At 70.3% G+C, this 20,644-nt stretch carries 18 protein-coding genes; 10 read left to right on the forward strand and 8 right to left on the reverse strand.

The features are described from left to right. Positions 1-5: 5 nt before the first annotated feature. Positions 6-944 (reverse strand): zinc-binding dehydrogenase, encoded by a 939-nt coding sequence (locus ACIBG8_RS43405; protein ID WP_397349105.1) that lies wholly within the window; start codon positions 942-944, stop codon positions 6-8. 69 nt (positions 945-1,013) lie between these two features. Further along, the gene (locus tag ACIBG8_RS43410; protein WP_397349106.1) at positions 1,014-1,763 is read right to left on the reverse strand and encodes an SDR family NAD(P)-dependent oxidoreductase; all 750 of its coding nucleotides are present in this window, start codon (positions 1,761-1,763) and stop codon (positions 1,014-1,016) included. A gap of 62 nt (positions 1,764-1,825) precedes the next feature. On the opposite strand from ACIBG8_RS43410, the gene ACIBG8_RS43415 reads away from it, so the two are divergent. The 8 genes from ACIBG8_RS43415 to ACIBG8_RS43450 all read left to right on the forward strand — a co-directional run bounded on the left by ACIBG8_RS43415 (position 1,826) and on the right by ACIBG8_RS43450 (position 9,394). After that, positions 1,826-2,593: an IclR family transcriptional regulator gene (locus tag ACIBG8_RS43415; protein ID WP_397349107.1), complete on the forward strand. Its 768-nt coding sequence runs from the start codon at positions 1,826-1,828 to the stop codon at positions 2,591-2,593. Positions 2,594-2,701: 108 nt separating this feature from the next. Beyond that, positions 2,702-3,958 (forward strand): ABC transporter substrate-binding protein, encoded by a 1,257-nt coding sequence (locus ACIBG8_RS43420; RefSeq protein WP_397349108.1) that lies wholly within the window; start codon positions 2,702-2,704, stop codon positions 3,956-3,958. After that, positions 3,955-4,854, forward strand: coding sequence for a carbohydrate ABC transporter permease (locus ACIBG8_RS43425; RefSeq protein WP_397349109.1), 900 nt, complete (start codon positions 3,955-3,957; stop codon positions 4,852-4,854). Before ACIBG8_RS43420 ends, ACIBG8_RS43425 begins: the two co-directional genes overlap by 4 nt. Continuing rightward, entirely contained in the window at positions 4,854-5,663 is an 810-nt protein-coding gene (locus ACIBG8_RS43430) for a carbohydrate ABC transporter permease (protein WP_397349110.1), read from the forward strand. The genes ACIBG8_RS43425 and ACIBG8_RS43430 overlap by 1 nt, the downstream gene beginning before the upstream one ends. A gap of 105 nt (positions 5,664-5,768) precedes the next feature. Beyond that, entirely contained in the window at positions 5,769-7,403 is a 1,635-nt protein-coding gene (locus tag ACIBG8_RS43435) for an endo alpha-1,4 polygalactosaminidase (RefSeq protein ID WP_397349111.1), read from the forward strand. Beyond that, positions 7,403-8,545 carry an alanine racemase gene (locus ACIBG8_RS43440; RefSeq protein WP_397349112.1) on the forward strand — a complete coding sequence of 381 codons (1,143 nt, stop codon included), beginning with the start codon at positions 7,403-7,405 and terminating at the stop codon, positions 8,543-8,545. The genes ACIBG8_RS43435 and ACIBG8_RS43440 overlap by 1 nt, the downstream gene beginning before the upstream one ends. Before the next feature lie 8 nt (positions 8,546-8,553). Further along, positions 8,554-9,021 carry a hypothetical protein gene (locus tag ACIBG8_RS43445; RefSeq protein ID WP_397349113.1) on the forward strand — a complete coding sequence of 156 codons (468 nt, stop codon included), beginning with the start codon at positions 8,554-8,556 and terminating at the stop codon, positions 9,019-9,021. Positions 9,022-9,037: 16 nt separating this feature from the next. Continuing rightward, entirely contained in the window at positions 9,038-9,394 is a 357-nt protein-coding gene (locus ACIBG8_RS43450; RefSeq protein WP_397349114.1) for an Imm10 family immunity protein, read from the forward strand. On the opposite strand, the gene ACIBG8_RS43455 is transcribed toward ACIBG8_RS43450, so the two are convergent. From ACIBG8_RS43455 to ACIBG8_RS43475, 5 genes are all read right to left on the reverse strand, one after another. After that, a complete protein-coding gene (locus ACIBG8_RS43455) occupies positions 9,375-11,219 on the reverse strand; it encodes a protein kinase (RefSeq protein ID WP_397349115.1) in 1,845 nt (614 codons plus the stop codon). The two genes, ACIBG8_RS43450 and ACIBG8_RS43455, sit on opposite strands and share 20 nt — an antisense overlap. A 200-nt stretch (positions 11,220-11,419) precedes the next feature. Continuing rightward, positions 11,420-12,331 (reverse strand): RICIN domain-containing protein, encoded by a 912-nt coding sequence (locus tag ACIBG8_RS43460; protein ID WP_397349116.1) that lies wholly within the window; start codon positions 12,329-12,331, stop codon positions 11,420-11,422. A gap of 46 nt (positions 12,332-12,377) precedes the next feature. Next, positions 12,378-15,026, reverse strand: a complete 2,649-nt coding sequence (locus ACIBG8_RS43465) for a hypothetical protein (RefSeq protein WP_397349117.1) — start codon at positions 15,024-15,026, stop codon at positions 12,378-12,380. A 7-nt stretch (positions 15,027-15,033) separates the two neighbouring features. After that, positions 15,034-15,471 (reverse strand): MarR family winged helix-turn-helix transcriptional regulator, encoded by a 438-nt coding sequence (locus ACIBG8_RS43470; RefSeq protein ID WP_397349118.1) that lies wholly within the window; start codon positions 15,469-15,471, stop codon positions 15,034-15,036. Beyond that, positions 15,468-16,058: a type 1 glutamine amidotransferase family protein gene (locus tag ACIBG8_RS43475; RefSeq protein WP_397349119.1), complete on the reverse strand. Its 591-nt coding sequence runs from the start codon at positions 16,056-16,058 to the stop codon at positions 15,468-15,470. The genes ACIBG8_RS43470 and ACIBG8_RS43475 overlap by 4 nt, the downstream gene beginning before the upstream one ends. Positions 16,059-16,118: 60 nt before the next feature. Between ACIBG8_RS43475 and ACIBG8_RS43480 the strand changes: the two genes are divergently transcribed. Both ACIBG8_RS43480 and ACIBG8_RS43485 read left to right on the forward strand, forming a co-directional pair. Continuing rightward, positions 16,119-17,426, forward strand: a complete 1,308-nt coding sequence (locus ACIBG8_RS43480; RefSeq protein WP_397349120.1) for an NERD domain-containing protein kinase family protein — start codon at positions 16,119-16,121, stop codon at positions 17,424-17,426. Between the two features lie 2 nt (positions 17,427-17,428). Then, a complete protein-coding gene (locus ACIBG8_RS43485) occupies positions 17,429-17,941 on the forward strand; it encodes a GNAT family N-acetyltransferase (protein ID WP_397349121.1) in 513 nt (170 codons plus the stop codon). Here ACIBG8_RS43485 and ACIBG8_RS43490 read toward each other — a convergent pair. Next, entirely contained in the window at positions 17,931-20,606 is a 2,676-nt protein-coding gene (locus ACIBG8_RS43490; RefSeq protein WP_397349122.1) for a BTAD domain-containing putative transcriptional regulator, read from the reverse strand. The two genes, ACIBG8_RS43485 and ACIBG8_RS43490, sit on opposite strands and share 11 nt — an antisense overlap. Between the last annotated feature and the right edge of the window lie 38 nt (positions 20,607-20,644).

Below are 20,644 nucleotides of genomic sequence, written 5' to 3' on the forward strand. Positions count from 1 at the left end.
TCCTCTCAGTACGGGCGGAGCAGCGCCCTGATGGGACTCTCGCCGCCCTCCATCAGGTTCGTAAAGATCTCGGCGCCCTCGGCCAGCGGATAGCTGCGCACCCAGGGCAGCTCCCACCCGGCCACCAGCTCGGCCGCCTCCTCGAACTCCGCGTCGGTGTAGGCGAACGACCCGAAGATCCTCTTCTCCGTACGCACCAGAGCCGACGAGTCGAACCCCGCCTCCGGGTTCGCCAGCCCCAGCCACACCGTGACGCCCCCCGGCCTGATCCGCTCGATCGACTGCCGGTGCGTCTCCGGCGTGCCCACGGCGTCGAAGACCACGTCGTACTCGCCGGTCAGCGCGGTACCCGTCGCGTGCACGCCGAGCTGGGACGCCGCGTCGAGCCTGGAGGCCGAGCGGTCGGCCACCTCGACCAGGGAAGCCCCTCCGGCGAGCGCGACGGCAGCGCACACGAGCCCGATCGCCCCCGCGCCGATCACGCCGACCGTCCCACCGGCGGGCCGCCCGGCCAGCGCCCACGCGTGCACGCCGTTCGCGGCGGGTTCCACGACGGCCGCCCGCTCCCAGCTCAGCCCGGTGGCCAGCGGGCGCACCGCGCTCGCCGGCACCGACACCCGCTCGGCGAACCCGCCCTGCCGATGCACACCGATGATCTCGCGGGAGCGGCAGATCTGGCGCAGCCCGCGCCCGCACAGGTCACAGCTCCCGCAGGAAAGGATCGGGTTGACCACGACCGGCACGCCCGCGTCCGTCGTCCCCGCCATCTCGTGCCCCATGATCAGCGGCGGGACCCGGAAGCCGGGCGTCCTGACGCCGTGCAGCTCGCTGCCGCAGATCCCGGTGGCGGCGACGTGTAAGAGAACCTCGCCGGATGCGACCACCGGGTCGGCCACCTCGTCGAGCTCGACGACGCCAGGACCGGTGAAGACCAGAGCCCTCATTCAGCTTCCTTCCATCATACGGAATGCTCTTCCGTATTATGGCTACAGATCGGAGCGGGTCAAGAGGCATCACATGACCGCGAGCTGCCCGCCGTCCACGACGAGCTCGGCTCCGTGCACGAACGACGCCTCGTCCGAGGCGAGGAACGCGTAGACGGACGCGACCTCCTCGGGGAAACCCGTCCGCCCCAGCGGGATCTGCTCGCGCGCATATGCCGCCACGAACTCCTCGCCCAGCGACGCGGCGATCCCGGCGTTGAGCGGCGTGCTGATGTAGCCGGGGCAGACCGCGTTCACCCGGATGCCGTGCCGTCCGAGCTCCACGGCCATCGTCCTGGTCAGCTGCACGACCCCGCCCTTGGAGGCGTTGTAGTGGGCGTAGTCGCCCTCGGCCTTGAGCCCGTTCGTCGAGGCCATGTTGACGATCGAGCCACCGGCCCCGCGCGCGACCATCCGCTGGGCCACGGCCTGGCCGACGAGGAACATGCCGCGCAGGTTGACCGCCATCAGCCGGTCCCAGTTCGCCGCCGCGATCTCCAGGAACGGCTCCCGCCAGGCGACGCCCGCGTTGTTGATCAGGACGTCGATCCCGCCCAGGGCCGACTCGGCCGCCTCGACCAGCCGGGCGACGTCCTCCTCGCTACTCACGTCGCAGGTCATCCCGCCCACCGCGCCGTAGCGGTCGACCACCTCGGCGACCCGGTCCACCCCACAGAGGAAGACCCGGGCGCCTTCGGCCACGAACCGGGCCACGGCGGCCTCGCCGATCCCGCTGCTTCCGCCGGAAACGAGTACTGACTTGCCTGCTAATCCACGCATGGCGCGACCGTAGCAGTCCGACGCTAGGATTCCGCCTAGCGAAATCGCCTACCGGGAGTGTCATGAAAACCTCGCCAGTGGAGAGCGTCGACCGGGCTCTGCGCATACTCAAGCTGCTGGCGGGCAACGGCCAGGGCGTCACCCTCGAAGAGCTGGCGACCAGCTCGGGCATCCCGCGCAGCTCGCTACACCGGCTGCTCAGCGCGCTGCGCCACCGCGGCTTCGCCGCCCAGCCCGAGCAGAACGGCCCCTACTTCCTCGGCACCGAGATGCTCGCGATCGCGTTCCGCTACAGCGAGAACCTCGACCTGCGCGCCCTGGTCCACCCGCTGCTGCTGCGCCTGCGCAAGGACCTGCAGGAGACCGTGCACATGGCCGTGCTCGACGGCGGCGAGGTCGTCTACGTCGACAAGGTCGAGGCCAACCACCCGATCCGGATGACCTCGGTCATCGGCGGGCGCAACCCGGCGCACTGCACCGGCGTCGGCAAGGCGCTGCTGGCCTGGACCTACCCGACGGACGAGGCCATCGCGCTGTGGGCGCGCACCTACCAGCCGCTCGAAGCCAGGACCCGGCACTCCATCACCAACCCGGTCAAGCTGGCCGAGGAGATGCGCCGCATCAGGGCCGCAGGACACTCGCTCGACCTGGAGGAGAACGAGGAGGGCGTGCGCTGCGCCGCCGTACCGGTCTTCCTGGGACGGACCACTCCGCTCGCGGCGATCAGCGTGACCGCCCCCAAGAGCCGCTTCCCCACCGAGAAGCTGGCCAAGGCGGCCGAGACGCTCGCCCAGGTGATCGCCGAGCAGGACGATCCGCTCGGCGGCTGAAGTATTGACACCGCAGATCTGGCTCTGCTTTCCTCGTTGCTGGAATTGATTTCCGGCATACGGAAAGGTCTCATGATGGCCTTAGCATTTCCACGGCCCCTGGCCGTCATGACCCTGGCCGCCCTGGTCCTGGCCGGATGCGCCGGAGCCCAGAAGACCGCCGACCCGAACGCCCCGGTGACGATCACCTGGTGGACCGGCCAGGCGGACGACCAGGAGAAGCAGTTGGAGGCGCTCGCCGCCGAGTACCACGCCGCGCACCCGAACATCACGATCAAGGTGTCCCCCGGCGCCCCCACCACCGACGACCTGCTCACCAAGCTCTCCGCCGCGTTCGTCGGCGGCACCCACCCGGACATCTCCTATGCCTACGGGAGCTGGGCCACCCAGCTCGCCCAGAGCGGCAGGACCCAGGACATCAGCGCCCTCGTGAAGGACCCGGCGATCGGCTGGGACGAGTTCCCGCCCTCGGCGCGGGCCACGGCCACCGTCGACGGCAAGGTCATCGGACTGCCTGCCGTGGTGGACAACCTCGGGATCATCTACAACAGGAAGCTCTTCGACCAGGCCAAGCTCGCCTACCCGAACGCCGACTGGACCTGGGACGACTTCCGCTCGGCAGCCAAGAAGCTGACGAACCAGGCCACCAACGTGTACGGCACGGCCTACCCGGTCTCCGGCAGCGAGAACACCACCTGGGTGCTGTGGCCCCTCCTCTGGCAGCGCGGCGGCGCCATCCTCAGCAAGGACGGCAGGACGCCGGAGTTCAACTCCGACGCCGGGGTGCAGGCGCTGACCTTCCTGCGCGACATGGCCGTCACCGACAAGTCCATCTACCTCGACCAGACCGACGAGAAGTTCGGCCCGCTGTTCCTCGACGGCCGCGTGGGCATGCTGATCTCCGGCCCGTGGCAGCTCTACGACATCAAGGAGCGCAAGCTCGACTACGGCGTCGCCGTACTTCCAGGACACAACGGCGACCACCAGACCATCTCGGGCCCCGACCTGTGGACGTTGTTCGACCACGACGACCCGAACCGGGCCAAGGCGGCGAGCGACTTCGTCCTCTGGCTGACCGGCAAGGACACCGACGCCCGCTGGAGCCTGGCCAACGGCAACCTCCCGCTGCGCGACTCGGAGAAGGCGCTGCCCGCCTACCAGACCTTCGTCAAGGAGTACCCGGGCGTGGAGACGTTCGTGGAGAACCTCGGCAACGCCAAGCAGCCGCGGCCGACCGTGCCCGGCTACGTGGAGCTGTCGCAGTATGTCGGCGAGGCGATCTCGCAGGTCATGCAGGGCGCGGCCGACCCGAAGCAGGCGCTGGACGCGGCGGCCAAGAAGTCCTTGGAAGCGCTGGCCCAATGAGGGGCCATCGCAGGGTCGTGCGCGGCCGTACCAAGGACCTGCTGACCGGGTGGGCCTTCATCGGGCCCGCCTGCCTGATCATCGCGGGGCTGTCGCTGTTCCCGGCCGTCTGGGCGTTCTTCATCTCGCGCACCAGGTGGAACGGCATCACCGACCCCGTCGACGTCGGCTGGGGCAACTACGAGCGCATGGTCCAGGACCCCAACGTGATCGACGCGGTCGAGCACACGCTGTTCTTCACCGTGTTGTTCGTGCCCGCGTCGATCATCCTCGGCATGGTCATCGCCATTGCGCTGAACAGGAAGATCCGGTTCATCGGCTTCTACCGGACGGCGATCTTCGTGCCGTTCGTCGCCTCGGCCGCCGCGACCGGCATCCTGGCCAGCTTCGTCTTCAACCCGCAGTTCGGCGCGGCCAACGAGATCCTGCGCAACCTCGGCCTGCCGCCGCAGCAATATCTGGAGAGCCCGGCGCAGGCCATGCCGGTCATCGTGCTGATCGCGCTGTGGGGGCAGATCGGCTTCACCGCCGTCGTCTACCTGGCCGCGCTGCAGGACATCCCGAAGATCCTGGTCGAGGCGGCCGTGGTGGACGGGGCTTCGCCCTTGAAGGTCTTCCGCCACGTCACGCTGCCGCAGCTCGGGCCGGTCACGGTGTTCACCGCCGTCTGGCAGACGATCACCGCGTTGCAGCTGTTCGACCTGGTGTACACGACCACGCGGGGCGGGCCGCTCAGCGCGACCCAGACGATCGTCTACTACATCTACAAGACCGCCTTCGGCGGCCAGCGCTACGGGTACGGCTCGGCCGTGGCGTACACGCTGTTCCTGATCACGCTGCTGATCACGGTCGGCATGGTCCTCTACTCGCGGCGCAGCAAGGTGGGTGCGTTCTGATGCGTTTCAGCCGCTGGCACCTGCTGCTCCTCCCTCTGGCGTTGCTGTTCCTGTTCCCGCTGGTGCAGATGGTGCTGACCGGGTTCATGAGCGACACGGAGATCAACCGCTTCCCACCGGGACTGATCCCGAGCAGCCTGCGCCTCGACGGCTACGTCAAGCTCTTCCAGGAGACGCCGATCCTGCGCTGGCTGGCGAACACGGTGGTCGTGTCGGCCATCTCGATCGTCTCGCACCTCGTCCTGTGCTCGCTGGCCGGGTACGGCTTCGCCCGGCTGAAGTTCCCGGGGCGCAACCTCGGCTTCTTCGGCATCCTGGCCACGATCATGATCCCGCCGCAGCTGCTGATGATCCCGACGTACCTGATGTTCGCCAAGCTCGGCGTGGTCGACACGCTCGCCGCCGCCTTCGTGCCCTGGCTGGCCTCGGCGTTCGGGATCTTCCTGATGCGCCAGTTCTTCCTGGCGCTGCCGACCGAGCTGGAGGACGCCGGGCGCATCGACGGGTGCAGCAGGCTCGGGGTGTTCCTGCGGATCGTGCTGCCGCTGGCCAAGCCCGCGCTGGCGACGCTGGCCGTCTTCACGCTGCTCGGCTCGTGGAACGACCTGATCTGGCCGCTGATCGCGATCAGCGACCAGGACTCGTTCACCATGCAGGTCGGGCTGACCACGTTCCACGGCGCTCGGCGGACCAGCTGGTCGCTGCTCATGGCCGGGAACGTCGTCGCCACCATGCCGCTGCTCCTCGGCTTCGTGCTGGCCCAGCGCCACTTCGTGGCCACGATGACCTTCAGCGGTCTCAAGGGGTAGGCGGCTTTTTCGTGCCATCGGGGTGGAATGCAATTCCGTATGATGGAAAGGTAAACGATGAAACCTATCCGGATAACCGTCGCAGTAGCTCTGGCCTGGTTATTCATGGCGAGCCCCGCACAGGCCGCCACCACCACGCTCGCGCCCGTCTCGATCACCACCACGGCAGGGTCCGTCGGCAGCGGGCAGACCGTCGCCAACCTGGTGGTCAAAGACCAGAGCGGCACCCAGAACAACTACGCCAAGTACGTGGAGTTCTCGCCGAACTACGTGGGCTACCGCACCTACACGCTTCCCGCCTCCGTGCCGCCGTCGAGCGTCACCGGGCTCCAGGTGCAGGCCAACTACCGTGGCCCCTCGGCGGCCGAGCAGACGTGGAAGTGGTCCCTCTACGACTGGGGCACCAGCGCCTGGACCCAGGTCGGGACGAACGCCGGAGCGCCGTCCTGGGGTTCGTGGACCACGCTGACCTTCAACGCGGCGGGCAACTACGTCTCCGGCACGGGCTCCATCCGCGTACGGCTGGCCGCGAACAACACCAGTGACAGCGCCGACGTCGACTACGAGGCCGTCACGGTGACGAGCTCCTCCTCCGGCGGCGACACCACACCGCCCTCCACCCCGACCGGTCTCGCGTCAACGGGGACGACGTCGAGCACGGTGTCCCTTTCGTGGACCGCGTCCACCGACAACGTGGGCGTCACCGGCTACGAGGTACTGAAGAACGGCGCCGTGGCCACCACGGTCACCTCGACCACCGCCACGGTGACCGGGCTGGCCGCCTCCACCAGCTACACCTTCACCGTCAAGGCGCTCGACGCGGCGGGCAACCGTTCAGCGGCCTCCTCAGCCGTGACGGCCACCACCACGGCGGGCGGAGGTGGCATGTGGACGCCGCCGCTCAACGCCCGCTGGCAGTACCAGCTCCAGGGCGACGCGGCCTTCGCCTCGACCGGCGGCATCGACGTGAACATCTGCGCCGTGCCGTACACCGGGGGCGCCTGCGTGAAGCCGACGGTCTTCGACATCGACTTCTACGTCGACGAGCTGATCAGCGGCAACAACCACACGCTCAACACCGCTGCGGTGAACGCCATCCACGCCAACGGCGGGCACGCGATCTGCTACGTCGACGCCGGGGGCATCGAGAACTTCCGCCCCGACTACCAGGAGGCCGTCGACTGGGACAACGCGCACAACCACCAGCTCATCGGCAAGCCGTACCCCGGGTTCGAGAACGAGTTCTACGCCAACATCAACAACAACGTCGGCCAGCGCGACTTCATGCTCAGCCGCATCGAGAAGCGCGTGGCGCTGTGCGATCAGCTCGGCTTCGACGCCGTCGAGTTCGACGTGGTCAACACCTACGAGGACGGGCAGGCGACCACCGGCTGGAACATCAGCGCGGCCACGCAGCTCGTCTACAACAAGGCGCTGGCCGCGATCGCCCACGACCACGGCATGTCGGTGGCGCTGAAGAACGACCTCTCGCAGATCTCCGACCTGGTGTCCTTCTTCGACTTCGCGATCAACGAGCAGTGCATCCAGTACAGCGAGTGCGGTGACTACAGCCAGTTCACCAGCGCCGGGAAGGCCGTCTTCCAGGTCGAATACACCATGAACGGGAACTCGGACACCGCCGGTGGCCGCTGCGCCACCGCCAACACGCTCAACTTCAACTCCATCCACAAGAACAAGGACGCCACCCTGTTCTCCCAGCCGTACCGGCCCTGCCGCTGATGCACGTCCCGACCGAGCACGTGGATGCCAGGACCACCGGCATCCACTGGCCGGGCGAGCCGGTCACGTACGCCGAGTTCGCCGCCGCCCGCCACCACCTGTCCGACGGCCCGTTCACGCCGCCGTTCGCAGTGGTACGGCGGGCGGCCGTCGAGGCCAACATCGCCGCGCTGGCGGGGTTCTGCGCCAGGCGCGGCGTGCTGCTCGCGCCGCACGGCAAGACCACGATGGCGCCCGCCCTCTTCGAGATGCAGATGGACGCGGGCGCCTGGGGTATCACCGCGGCCACACCTTCGCAGGTCAGGGCGTACCGGAGCTTCGGGGTGGAGCGGATCCTGCTGGCCAACCAGCTCGTGGACCGGCGCTTCGCCGAGTGGATCGCCGGGGAGCCGTGCACGTTCCTCTGTCTGGTGGACTCCCGCGCCGGGATCGACCTGCTGGCCGGGTTGGGAATCAGCGTCCTCATCGACGTCGGCTATACCGGCGGCCGGACAGGCGTCCGTTCGGTGGCGGAGGCGATGGACCTTGCCTCTTACGCCGAGGGCCGGGTGCAGGTGGCGGGCATCTCCGGCTACGAAGGCGCCCTGTCCTCTGGTGACGACGTGATCGCCTACCTGAAGACCCTGCGCGAGGCGGTCGCCGCCTTGCAGTCCGGCCAGCCATTGATCGTCAGTGCAGGCGGCAGCATCTGGTTCGACCTGGTCGCCGATCATCTGGGCGGCGACCCCACGATCCACCTGATCCTGCGCAGCGGCGCCTACATAGCCCATGACGTCGGCTATTACCGCAGGCTAACCCCCTTCCACCGCCTGACCAACGAGGGTGTGCTCCACTCAGCCCTGGAGATCTGGGCCCCGATCCTGTCCACCCCCGAACCCGGCGTGGCCTTCGCCCTGCTGGGCAAGCGCGAAGCCCCATATGACCTGGACCTCCCCACAGTCCTTTCCCACACGGGCGTACAGGTGACCCAGCTGAACGACCACCACGCCCAGCTGGCCGTCCCCGCCGAGGTGTCCCTCCGCCCCGGCGACCTGCTGCGCTTCGGCGTCTCCCACCCGTGCACGGCCTTCGACAAGTGGCGTACCCTCCTGCTCACCGACGACAACGACACCGTCGTCGACCTGCTCAGGACGTACTTCTAGGAGGACCGTTGGGGATCTTCTTCGACTACTACCGGGCGCCCGACCGGCAGGCCGCGACGGCGGATCCGGAGAACAGCCCCGCCTTCGACCGCGTCGAAACCAAGGGGATCGATCCGGAGGTCTGCCTCGGCCAGCTGATCGCCTTCATCGAGGGGGTCTCGGACGACCTGTCTCCCATGGAAACGGTCACCCTGTATCCCCCGCCGATGACGATCGAGGAATGGGAGGCTTTGCCGGACGGCCATCCGCACAAGGACGGTCCTGGCATCGCCGAGCTTCCCGCCGGAGCGCGGGACACGCTGGCCGACGTGGCCGACGACCGGCTGGCGGGTCTTGCCGCGCAGTGGGCGCGGATCGACGAGTTCTTCGCGCCGCCCGACGAGGGGTACCTGGTCGAGCTGATCACCGACCTGCGCGGGCTGGCCCAGCGGGCGCGCGCGGAGGACCAGCTGATCTACTGCTGGATCTGCATGTAGAGCATGAAGGGAGCTGGTGCAGGTGCTGGGCGAGATGGTTGTGCGGCTTGTGGGGCGGGATGAGGATGATGAGGTGGTCACCCTCGGGTTGTCCGAGGATGAGGACGGGGAGGGGCGGGCGCTGATCTTCATGCTCGCCGAGGATGAGGACGAGCCCTACTGCGTCACTCGCGAGTACGGCTCGGGCACCACCTATGGCGGGGTCGTCGGGTGGGAGCTTACGGGGACGGCGCTGACCTTGCGGTTCAGTGAGGAGGCTGCGCGGGATCTGGGGGTTGAGGCCGTCGTCAGGGTTGAGTTGCTGGTTGACGACGCTGGGGTTGCGCTGGTGCGGGCTGGGTTGGGGGAGATTCTTACGCCGGGGAGATCTTGAGGATCTTTCCGTTCACGTCGGCCACCAGGTAGCCGGACTTGTAGCTGTCTCCGGCGTACAGCATCATCCCCACGCGGCCGTTGACCACGAAGGCGAAGGCCGGGTCGATCACCAGGTAGCGCGTGGTCACCTTCTTCACGCCCAGGTCCTTGTCGGCGCGCTTGATCAGGGCGGGGAGGGCGTCCCAGTTGAACTTGGACAGGTCCCAGGCGGGTTCGTCCATCTTGCCGCCCGGGCCGTTGAGTACGGCTTCGCCGTTCCTGTAGCTGTAGCGGTCGTAGACGGTCTTGTCGTCCTTGTTCGGGGCCTCGAAGCTCGCGTACTCCGGGTAGACGACCAGGCTCTTGATCTTGGTGCCGCCGATGACGGGTTTGATCTGGGAGACCAGTTTGCGCATGCCTGCTGGGGTGAGCAGGTTGGTCGTGGCGGCTGGTTCTTCGGTCTCGGTGGTGCCGCTGTCCTCGGTCGGCTCGGCCTTGGTGGAGGGTTGGGCGGAGAAGGACGGGGTGGTGCGTGGGGTGGCGGAGAACATCGGGGCCACCTGCCAGACCGCCAGACCCACGACGACCACGGCTGAGGCGGTCACGGCTACCACCGCATTACGAGTGCCGCGGCGTCTGCGTGACGGGGAGGTCATGGGCTGCGAGGGGGACGCCTGCCATCCGGGCGGGACGGTGGAGCCCGGCGGAGGGCCGCCCCATGCGGGCCCTTGGGCGGGCATGGGGGCCCAGCCTTGCGGAGGTCCTGCTTGGGGGGCCTGACCGGCGAACCCCGGGCTGGCGAATGCCTGGCCAGGAGCCTGGCCATAGGGCCCGGACGCCGCAGGGCCTGAGGGGTTGAGAGGGCCCGAGCCGGGTGGACCTGACGGGCCGGACGGACCTGACGGGCCTGAGCCGTAAGGGGCGGAGGGGGATGCGCCGTAAGGGCCGGACATCGCGGGGCCGGAGGGGCCCGATGCGGCGGGGCCGGGGGTGGGGTGGATTACGGGGCCGGGGGTGGAGCTCAGGGTTGGGGTGGTGGCGCAGGCGGCGAGGGCCTGGTCCAGCCACTCCGCGTCCGGCCGCATATGGGGATCCCGCCGCAGCAACGCCTCCAGGATCGGCGCCAGCGGCCCAGCGTTCTGCGGCGCGGGCACGTCCTGGTTGAGCACCGCCGCCAACGTGGCCAGCGTCGTGCTCCGCCGCAAAGGGTGCCGCCCCTCCACAGCCACGTAAAGCAGCATCCCCAACGACCACAGGTCGGAGGACGGATTACCCTCGAACCCGTTGATCCGCTCGGGCGCGATGTACTCCGGCGACCCGATGAACGACCCCGTAGCCGTCAACGACGTGGACTCCCGCATCGCCGCGATCCCGAAGTCCGTGAGCACCGAAGCCCCGTCCGCCCGCAGCAGCACGTTCGCCGGCTTGACGTCCCGGTGCTGGATCCCGACCGCGTGCGCCGCCCGCAGCGCCGACAGGACCTCACGGCCCAGCCGTACCGCCTCGGCCTGGGAAAGCGGCCCGCGTTCGAGCCGCCCCTGCAGCGAGCCGCCGGAGACCAGCTCCATGACGATCCACGGGTACCCGGTCTCGGCCGCGTCGACGATGTGGTGGATGGTCACGACGTGCGGGTGGCTCAGCCTGGCCAGCGCCCGCGCCTCGCGCAGGACGCGCAGGCGCAGCTCCGTGGCGGCGGCCGAGTCGTGATCGTCCGGGGACCGTACCTCCTTGAGCGCCACCTCCCGCTGGAGCACCTGGTCCCAGGCGCGCCACACGAGGCCCATGCCCCCGCCGCCGAGCCGTTCCACCAGCTCGAAACGGCCGTCGATCACCCTGCTCTGCATGCCAAGCAGCGTACGGCCAAACCCGGTCTCATATTTACTGATCACATGTCGAAAGCCCTCATAACCGGAGAAGGGCTACGGGGTCCTCGATCAGGCGGAACGAGCACGGACCTGCTCAGGAAGGTCCGCGCCCGGTTCACTCGCGCAGGTGATCGTCACCGTCCTGGAGGCCGGCGTGCGGATCACCGAGATCTCGTGCGTCAGGACGCCGAGCTGATGGTCCAGAGCTGACCGGACGGCTTGTTGCAGTCGATGGCCCAGAGGGTGTTGCCGTCGGCGGTGAGGCAGCCGCCCTTCGAGTAGCCCTTGTCCCTGTTGTAGCGGTTGACGATGCTGTAGCGGCCGTCGCCGTCGCCGTCGTGGAACATCCACTGCTGGGTCGAGCCGTGGTTCACCCTGCCGGTCTGGACGGTCCACTTGTCCGGCACGACCTCGTACACGGAGCCGGACGCCGTGGGCTCGATCTCCCACAGGCCGTTGCCCTTGTCCCAGAGCGACACGGGGCCCAGCGTGCGTCCGTTGTCGGACTTCAGCATCACCTTCTTGCCATGGGCGGGCTTGTCCCCCGAGCCAGGACCGGGATCGGGCGTGCGGTTGTCCTCGTCGTCGGAGTCCCAGTCGCCGCCCTGCGCCTTGTCCGCCTGGTCGTGCTTGCCGTCCTCGGCCGTCTCGTTGAAGTGGACCTTCCCGCCGTCCCTAGTGAAGCCGTCAGGCGCGTAGAACCGCCAGTTCAGGTAACCGCCGTCACCGGTGTTGACGAACGTGCCGTCCTCGTCGAAGATCCACACGCCGTACTTGGTGCCTTCGATGTCGACGTCCTCGAAGGTGTAGTCGGGGTCGCTGCGCGGACCGGGCAGTCCGGAGGAGTCCGCCCACTCGTACTTGGCGATGATGATGTTGAACTCGCCGCGCGTCTCGGACACGGTCTTCTCCATCAGCGCCTTGACGCCGATCTCGCGGTCCTTCTGGTTGTTGGCCAGCTTCACGATCGTCTGGATCAGCTCGGCCGCCTTGAACACGCCGCCGACGAGGGCCGCCGGGCTGGCGTGCGCCGGGGTCGCGAAGGTGGAGAGAGCCAGGACGGCGCCGGCCGCCGCGGTGAAAATCTTCATGCGGGCCACCGTGGCCCACCGATCTTGACAGAAGATCGACAGAAGCTCACCGGCGCTGGTCAGCGGCCTTCCGCCACAACGCGTTCCACCCGCCGCGCCCCAGCCAAGCCGAGGGTACGGCCAGCCCGCCGCCCGCCACCCGCTCCCAGAACGCGTCGACGGAAGCGCCGAGCTCCTCGGCCGTAGGAAGCGCGCTCTGCCACGGATCGGCGTCGAGGCTGGTCCGCGGGAACCCGGGCACCGTCACCTCGCCTGGCCCGCTGATCGGAACCAGCGGCTCGGGCGCGCCCCACGAGGTGACCGCGACGACGAGCGCGCACAGCGCCTCGGTGCTCACGCCGCGACCGACGTCGAGCTCCCCGGACCTGGCCAGCGCGCCGATCGCCGCACGGACGCGGCGCGACACCAGCTCGACGGACCTGGCTCGGGCGATCACCGGGTGCTTGGCCAGCCTGCGCAGCGACCCGAGCAGCGGCGCGTCAACGGTCAACAGGTCCAGGTGCGCGCCGCCGTCGAGTTCGGCGAGCGCGCTCGACAGCGGCCGCGTCCCCGAAGCCCGCCACAGCTCCACCAGCCCGGCGGACGCCAGCGCGCGACGGCACTCGGCGGCGAGCCGGTCCGGCCCGAGCCTGCGCAGCGCGGTCGCAGCGCCCGGCCCGCCGTGCACCCGCTCGAAGACCTCCAGCGAGAGGGGCGCGACCAGCTCGATCAGCGCCTCGCCCACCTCGGCGAACACCCGGTCGCGCGGCCGTCGCCCGCTCGGGCCGCGCGGCGGACGCTCCACCGGGTCCTGGAGGACCACGGCGGGCGTCACCAGGCGCCGCACCCACGCCCTGACCCGCTCCTCGACGTCCTGCGGCGGGTCGGCGTTGAAGCGGGCGCGCAGCTCCTCCACCCGCCAGCCGCCGCGCGACGGCACGACCTCCAGGTTGGCCGCGATGTTCCCGTCGCGGTCACGCAGCGCGGCCAGCCCTGACCTGCCCTTGGTCGCCGACTCCACGTAGTAGGGCGTGGCGATGCAGTTACCCATGTAGGCCGACCATCCGGCCAGCGCGCGCGGGGTGTGCGCCCACTCGACCCGCAGTCTCGTCCCAGGCACCTGCTTGCCGTCCCAGGCAGCGAGGGCCGCGGGCAGCTCGAACGCGCCGGTCATGGCCTCGGCCAGCGAGGTGCTCGCCATCAGCCCGGCCACCAGCTCGGTCCAGGTACGGCAGCGCGCGGGCGGCCGCCCGCCGAGCGAGACGAGCTGCGCCGCCCCGGCAGCGGCCAGCACGACCGAGTCGAGGCGCGGCTGGAACGGGCTGGCCTCCTCCGGCGCCGGATCGACGTCCACGTACGGCACGCCGGGCCGGTAGGCGATCTCCGCTGCGGCGTGCCCGTCGAGCACCGCGACCGCGTCGGCCAGGTCGGCGTACCAGAGCAGGTCGCCAGGCGCCTCCTCCCCGCCGGGCCGCCGGGCGAGCGGCTCGTCACCGCCGAGCGGCGGCTGCACCCACGTGCCCGGGTCGCGCAGGTGCCCGACGGCGGCCCGCCACCGCTTGAGCCCGCCGCACTCCCAGCTCTCGTAGAGGAACTCGGCTGACTCGATCGCGGCAAGGACCGAGAGCGCGTAGTCGCGCGCCCGGGCCACCCGCTGCCGCACGTAGACGTCGAGCTTGTCCAGCCCGTGCTTGCTGGTCCCGCCGACGGAACCGGTCGCGCGGGCCAGGTCGCGCACGTAGCAGACCGGGCGGGCGGGCAACCCGGCCAGACCGGGCACCCGGCGCGCCGCCAAGGCCGCCTCGTGGTCGGAGACCAGCGTGGCCGCCGCGTCCAGTTCCTCCTTGTGCAGCGCCAGCGCCTCGCCCGCGCCGTGGTCTGCCACCGACATGGCGACCCGCAGCAACGTGGTGGCGGCGAGGGCGTCGTGCACGAGCCGGTCGCGCGCCTGCGCGGCCATCCAGGGCGGCGGCACCCACCGGGCGGTGACGGCCAGCGAGGGTTCAGGGCCGAGATGACCGTGCAGGATCTGGAGCGTGTGGTCGTCCTCATGGTGCGCCCACCGTTTGCGTATGTCCGGCAACCGGCTCTGGCGGCCCTGGGTGGCCAGCCGCCGCCGCTTGCGCTCCTCTTCCAGCGAGCGCGCCTGGACCTGGGCGCACAGGTCGATCAGCAGGTCGAGCCTGCGCCGTTCCGCGTAGCCGCCGAGCGCGCCTGCCAGGTGGGTGGCCAGCGTGGAGGCCATGCCGTACGGCTCGCCCGCGTCGAGCGCGAGCACCTGCTCCAGCCGTTCCGGTCCGAGCAGGTCGCTGGCGGCGGAGGCGAGCTGCAGCGTGCCCCAGCGGCCCGCCGCGATGGCCGCTTCCGCCGCGGCTCCGAGGGGCTTGGTCGCGGTTGGGCCGAAGAGCGCGACGAGCATGCCTTCGCGGGGGCCGAGCCTGGACGCCTCCGCGACGGGCAACGCCGCCAGCAGGGCGTCGCGCCGGTCGCCGCGTGCGCCGTCGAGCCGGGCGGAGACGAACCCGGGCGCCAGCTCCACACCCGCCCCAGCGGCCAGCGCCCCACCGGCCGCCACCAGCTCGCCCAAGGCGGCGAGAGCGGCTGAGGGATCGGCGTCATGGGGCCCGACGGCCACCGGGGCGCCGTCCCCGGCGACCAGGCTGTAGGCGTGCTGATCTGGCCCCGTCACCACGCCGTGCGCCAGCCGTACCACCATCACATGATCACAGGTCGGCGGCGAGCCCGTCCATGGCCGCAGACAGCTTGCGCAGGGCGACGAGGATCTCGGGAAGCTCCCCTCCGAGCGAGGAGGCCAGCTTGGCGGCGAACGCCGCGTGCCCGGGAACGATCTTCGAGATCGCCGCCCGCCCCTCCAAGGTCGGCTGCAGCAGCTTGGCCCGCCGATGCGCCGGGTTCGGCCGGTATTCGGCCAGCCCCTTCTCCACCAGCAGATCCGCGATGCGCTGAACGCCTTGACGCGTCATCCCCATCACCCGCGCGATGCCCGCAACCGGCAGCGGCTCGTGCAACACCGCCCCCAGCACCTGCCACCACGCGGCCGTCAGCCCGGACGGCCTGGCCAGCTCCTCCGCCACGTCGAGGAACTGGCCGTTGAGCCGGAACACGGTCAACGCCGCCTCCGACAACTGCTCCGCACTCACTCGGCGTTCAGCTCCTCGAAGGCGGCTGGGTCACTGTGCTTGTACAAGCGGTACCAGGCGTCACGCTTGGCGGGCGTGAACACGTCGAGCTTGGTGAAGATCTCCCGAGCGAACTCGATCGGCGCCGTCGGCCCGGCCGTGATGAGGTCGCCACCGGTCACCGCGTCCGCGTCGACGTAGTGCTCGGCGCCCTTGTACGCCTCCTGGCCCATCAGGTAGTAGACGACCGCACTGGTGTGCTCGCGGTCGTCGAGCAGCCCCTGCCTGGCCATGCCCGCCGTCGCGCCGCAGATCGCCGCCACCGGCGTACCCGCCGAGAGGAACTCGGCCGCCTTGGCCCCGAAGGCGTCGAGCTTGCCGGAGTCCCACGTCTCCGACCCGGCCAGGACCAGCATCGAGCTCTCCTCCGGCGACAGCTCGTCGATGGTGATGTCGGGAACGATGCGAATGCCGCCCATCGTCGTGACCGGCGAGGCGTCGAGGCCGACCGTGACGATCTCGTAGCCGTTCTGCCGAAGCCCGACGGTGGCGTAACCCGTCTCCCAGTCGGCCAGCGTCTCGTAAACACCCACGTGAATCTTGTTCATGACAGTATCTTGTCATAACGACAACATGTTGTCAACTGAAAACGTGCGAGGATGGCCCCCATGGCAGAGATCGTCGGCGGGGGACGTCCGGTCAACGACGCCGAGCGTCGGGTGATCGCGCATCTACGCGACAGCGCCCCGTCCGACTGGCTGCTGCTCCACAACGTCGAGGTGCCGCGCGGCGACGACGTGTTCGAGGTCGACCTGATCGTGCTGACCGGCCACTCGATCGTCATCGTCGACGTCAAGGGCACCCGCGGGCGCATCGAGGTGTCCGGCACCCGCTGGTTCCCGCCCAGGCGCGAGGCGTTCGGCTCGCCCGTGGCCAAGCTCAGGGGTACGGCACGCGCACTCAAGGGCCTGCTCGTCGACAAGCACCGCGCCCTGGAACGCGTCTACGTCGACAGCCTCGTCGTGCTCACCTCGCCCGACGCCCAGCTCATCGACCCCGGCGGCCGCGACGAGGGCAACGTGACCGACCTGTTCGGCCTGATCCCGACGCTCAAGGACGGCACCCGCGTCAGGCGCGGCTGCACGCCGGACGCGAAGCCGTACCTGACCGCGATCCTCGACGCGCTCAACGCCTCGGTACGGCGGAGCACGGCGCCGCCCAGGTTCGGCAACTGGGAGGTCGAGGAGCAGCTCGGCGGCGACGCCAAGGTCACCGAGTACCGCGCCTTCAACGCCACCCTGCCCGGCAGCGAGACCGTCCTGCTGCGCGTCTACCAGGCGGACCCGATGGCCGACCAGGACTCGCGCATCGCCGAGCGCCAGCGCATCGCCAACGCCTACGCGACGCTCGCCCGCATCCCGCCGCACCCCAACATCGTGCGCTCGCGCGACTTCTTCGCCATCGACGACGAGAGCAGGTTCGTGCTCGTCCTCGACGACGTGCACGGCCAGGCGCTGCACCTGCGGCTCGGCCAGAGCGCCGGGCTCGGCGTGCTCAAGGACCTGCTGGCCGGGCTGGCGCACGCGCACGCCAACGGCATCGTGCACCGCCAGCTCTCCCCGGCCAGCGTGCTGGTCACCGACGACGGCCACGCGATGCTGACCGGTTTCGACTACGCCAAGCCGGGACCGCGCAACTACACGGTCGCCCACGAGCTGTCCAACGTGCTCGACGCGCAGTACGTCGCGCCCGAGTGCCAGGACCGGCCCGACCTGATGACCGCCGCCTCCGACGTCTACGCGGCCGGGGTGATCGCCCACCAGTTCCTGGAGGAAGCCCCGGAGATCGTCCAGCGCATGCTCGACCGCAATCCCGCCCGCCGCCCCACCGCCGCCGAGGCACTGGCGGCGCTCGAAGGCGGCGAAGTTCCCCAGAAATCCCGACTTAGCCGACTTTTCCGTCGCCTAGGGTCGTAGGCATGGACGTGAAGCTGGCCCCCGTTCGCGAACAGGATCTGGACACGCTCAACTTCCTCACCGGCGACCCGGACGGCGCCGGAGACCACCAGTGGTACGGCTGGCACGACCCGCACCGGCACCGCAGACGCTGGGAGGACAACGGCTTCCTCGACGACGACGGAGGCGTCCTCATGATCGTCGTGGACGAGGAACGCGCGGGCCTGCTGTCCTGGCGCAAGATGGTGACCTCCCGCGTCTCCTACTGCTGGGCCATGGGCGTCATCGTCGCCCCCGGCTTCCGCGGCAGGGGCGTCGGCAGCAGGGCGCAACGCCTCCTGGTCGAGTACCTCTTCGCGCACACCCCGGTCAACCGCATCGAGGCCACCACCGAGCTCACCAACATCGGCGAGCAGCGCGCCCTGGAGAAGGCCGGGTTCACCCGCGAGGGCGTCCTGCGCGGCGGCGGGTTCCGCGACGGCGCCTGGCACGACGGCGTGCTCTACGGCATCGTCCGCGAGGACCTCAAGGGCTGATGCTGCGCCGCAGCGTGACCGCCTGGCGCAGGAAGTCCCGGGCCAGGCTCGTACGGCCGGCCGACCGGTAGAGCTCGCCCAGCATCTGCGACGTGGCCGCCTCCCCACTGCGGTCGCCGAGCTGCTGGAACACCTGCAACGACCACTCCAGCCCGGCCGAGGCGGGCGCGATCTCCCCGCGCGCCGCCTGTAGCCCGGCCAGGCTCTGCATCGCGTAGGCCCCGCAGTGCCGGTCGCCGAGCGAGTCGAAGATGTCCAGCGCGTGCCCCTGGAACCGCATCGCCTGCTCCGCGTCCGCCCCGAGGTCGTGCAACCGCCCCATCTGGATGGACACGCACCCCTCCCGGTGCGAGTCGCCCAGCTCCTGGGCCAGCCGCATGGCCTGGTTCAGCCACACCGAGGCCTGCGCCAGGTCGCCCGCCTTGAGGCAGACCCTGCCGATCGCCTGGCGGACGAACGCCTCGCCGTGCCTGTCCTCGATGGCCAGGAACATGGCCAGGGCGCGCTGGAAGTGCGCGACCGCGCGGGCGTGGTCGCCGCGGAACTGGCTGACCGCGCCGAGCCCGCAGACCGAGGTCGCCTCGCCCCTGCGGTCGCCCAGGTCGCGGAAGAGCCGCCTGGCGAGGTGGAACTGCTCCGCGGACTCCTCGTAGCGGTCCTGGTAGAGGCAGACCTGGGCGAGACCCCTGAGCATGGCTGCCTCGCCGTACGTGTCGCCCGCCGAGCGCGCCGCCGCCAGGGCCGTGGTGTGGGTCTGCTGCCAGGCGTCGAAGTGGCAGTGCAGGTCGAAGTAGGGCACCATCGCGGCGGCCAGCCCCCAGGCCGACTCGGTGAGGCCGGAGTCGGCCGCCAGCCGTACGGCGCCGAGAAGGGTGTCGTGCTCGGCCTCGAACCACGACAGCGGGTCGGCCGTCAGCCGTTCCAGCGTCTGCTCGGGCAGCCGCCAGCGGGCGGCCTTGGCAGCCGTGAGGCTGAAGACGGAGGCGGGCAGGCGGGCGGTGGCGTGCTCGGTGGTCGCGGTCCAGGCGGCCAGCACCCGGTTGAGCGCGGCCGGGTCGGACGGCTGCGCCATGGCGTGCAGGCGCACCAACTCGGGCAGCCTGTAGCGCGGCTGGCCAACGGCGTCCGTGCCGACGAGCTGCAGCAGGTTGACGTCGACCAGCAGGTCGGTCACGTCGTCCGCGCGGTGCCTGCCGAGCACGGCGTCGACCACCCAGGAGGGTAAGGAGTGCGCGCCGAGCAGCCCGAGCGTGGCGAAGGCGCTGGCGGCGTCGTCGGGCAGCAGCCGGAAGCTGCGGTCGAGGCTGACCCGCACCTCGCGCAGCTCGCTGAGCCTGTCGTCGTCGAGGCGCTGCCTGAGTACGGCCAGCGACCAGCCGGGCCGCGCGTTCAGCCGGGCGCCGACGTCCCTGACCGCGAGCGGCAGGTGACCGCAGGCGGCGACCAGCGCCCGCGCGGCCGCCGGTTCCCGCGCCACCCGCTCGGCGCCGACGATCCTGGACAGCAGCGCCAGCGACTCGTCCGGGTCGAGCGCGTCGATCTGGAGCTGCAGGGCGCCGGGCAGCTCGGTGATGCGCCGCCGGCTCGTCACGATGACCACGCTGTCGTTGCCGGGCAGCAGCGGGCGCACCTGCTCCGCGTCGAGGGCGTCGTCGAGCAGGACCAGCATCGGCCGCTGGGCCAGCAGGGTCCTGAACAGCGCCGACCGCTCGTGCAGCGTGGGTGGGGGCGCGGTGACGCCCAGCGCCCGCAGCGCCTCGGCCAGCAGGTCGGCCGGGTCGCGGCGGTCGAGGCAGAGGTGCAGCTGACCGGCGGGGAAGCGCAGGGCGTGCGCCCCGTGCACGGCCAGCGCCGACTTGCCCACCCCCGGCGGACCGGAGACGACGGCCACGGAGAACGGCCCGGCGAGCGCGGCCAGGGCGTCTCGCCTGCCGGTGAAGTCGGGGATGTCCGGCGGCAGCTGCCTCGGAGTGTCCTCGTCGAGCAGGATCGTCTCGTGCACCCGGCGCAGCTCGGCGCCCGGCTCGACGCCGAGCTCCTCGACGAGCTGCTCGCGGATCGCGCTGTAGGCACGTAGCGCCTCCGCCTTCCTGCCGCCCCGGTGCAGGGCGAGCAGGAGGCGCTGCCACACGTCCTCCCGGTAGGGGTGCTCGGACAGCAGGCCGCGCAGCTCGGCGACGGCCAGGTTGTGCTCGCCGCCCTCCACGCACCGGTCGGCGTGGTCGAGCCTGGCGCGCAGCCGTACCTCTGCCAGCGGTTCCAGCCTGCGGTCCCAGAGCGGGCTGCCGGGCAGGTCGGCCAGCGGGGCGCCGCGCCACAGGGCCAGCGCCTCGCCCAGGCGCCGCCGTTCGACCAGGTCCTCGAAGGCGAGCAGGTCGAGCTGCTCGGCCGTCAGGTTGATCATGTATCCGGCGCCGCGGCCGGTGACCTCGTTGCCGCCCAGGTCGGACCGCAGCGAGCTGACATAGGTGCGGACGTTGGCGTGGGCGGACCGGGGCGCCCGCCCCGGCCACAGCACCTCCACCAGATCGTCGGTGGAGACCACGTGGTTGGCGTCCAGCAGGAGCGTCGCCAGCAACATGCGCGGCTTCCTGCCGGATATCCGGACAGCCTTGCCCGCCGACCGTACTTCGAGCGGGCCCAGGACGTGGAAGGTGACCGTCATGACCGCATCTGCTCCCAGTTGGAGGCCTGACAGCTCTT

The organism is Nonomuraea sp. NPDC050556 (assembly GCF_044457355.1).
Classification (GTDB): Bacteria; Actinomycetota; Actinomycetes; order Streptosporangiales; family Streptosporangiaceae; genus Nonomuraea.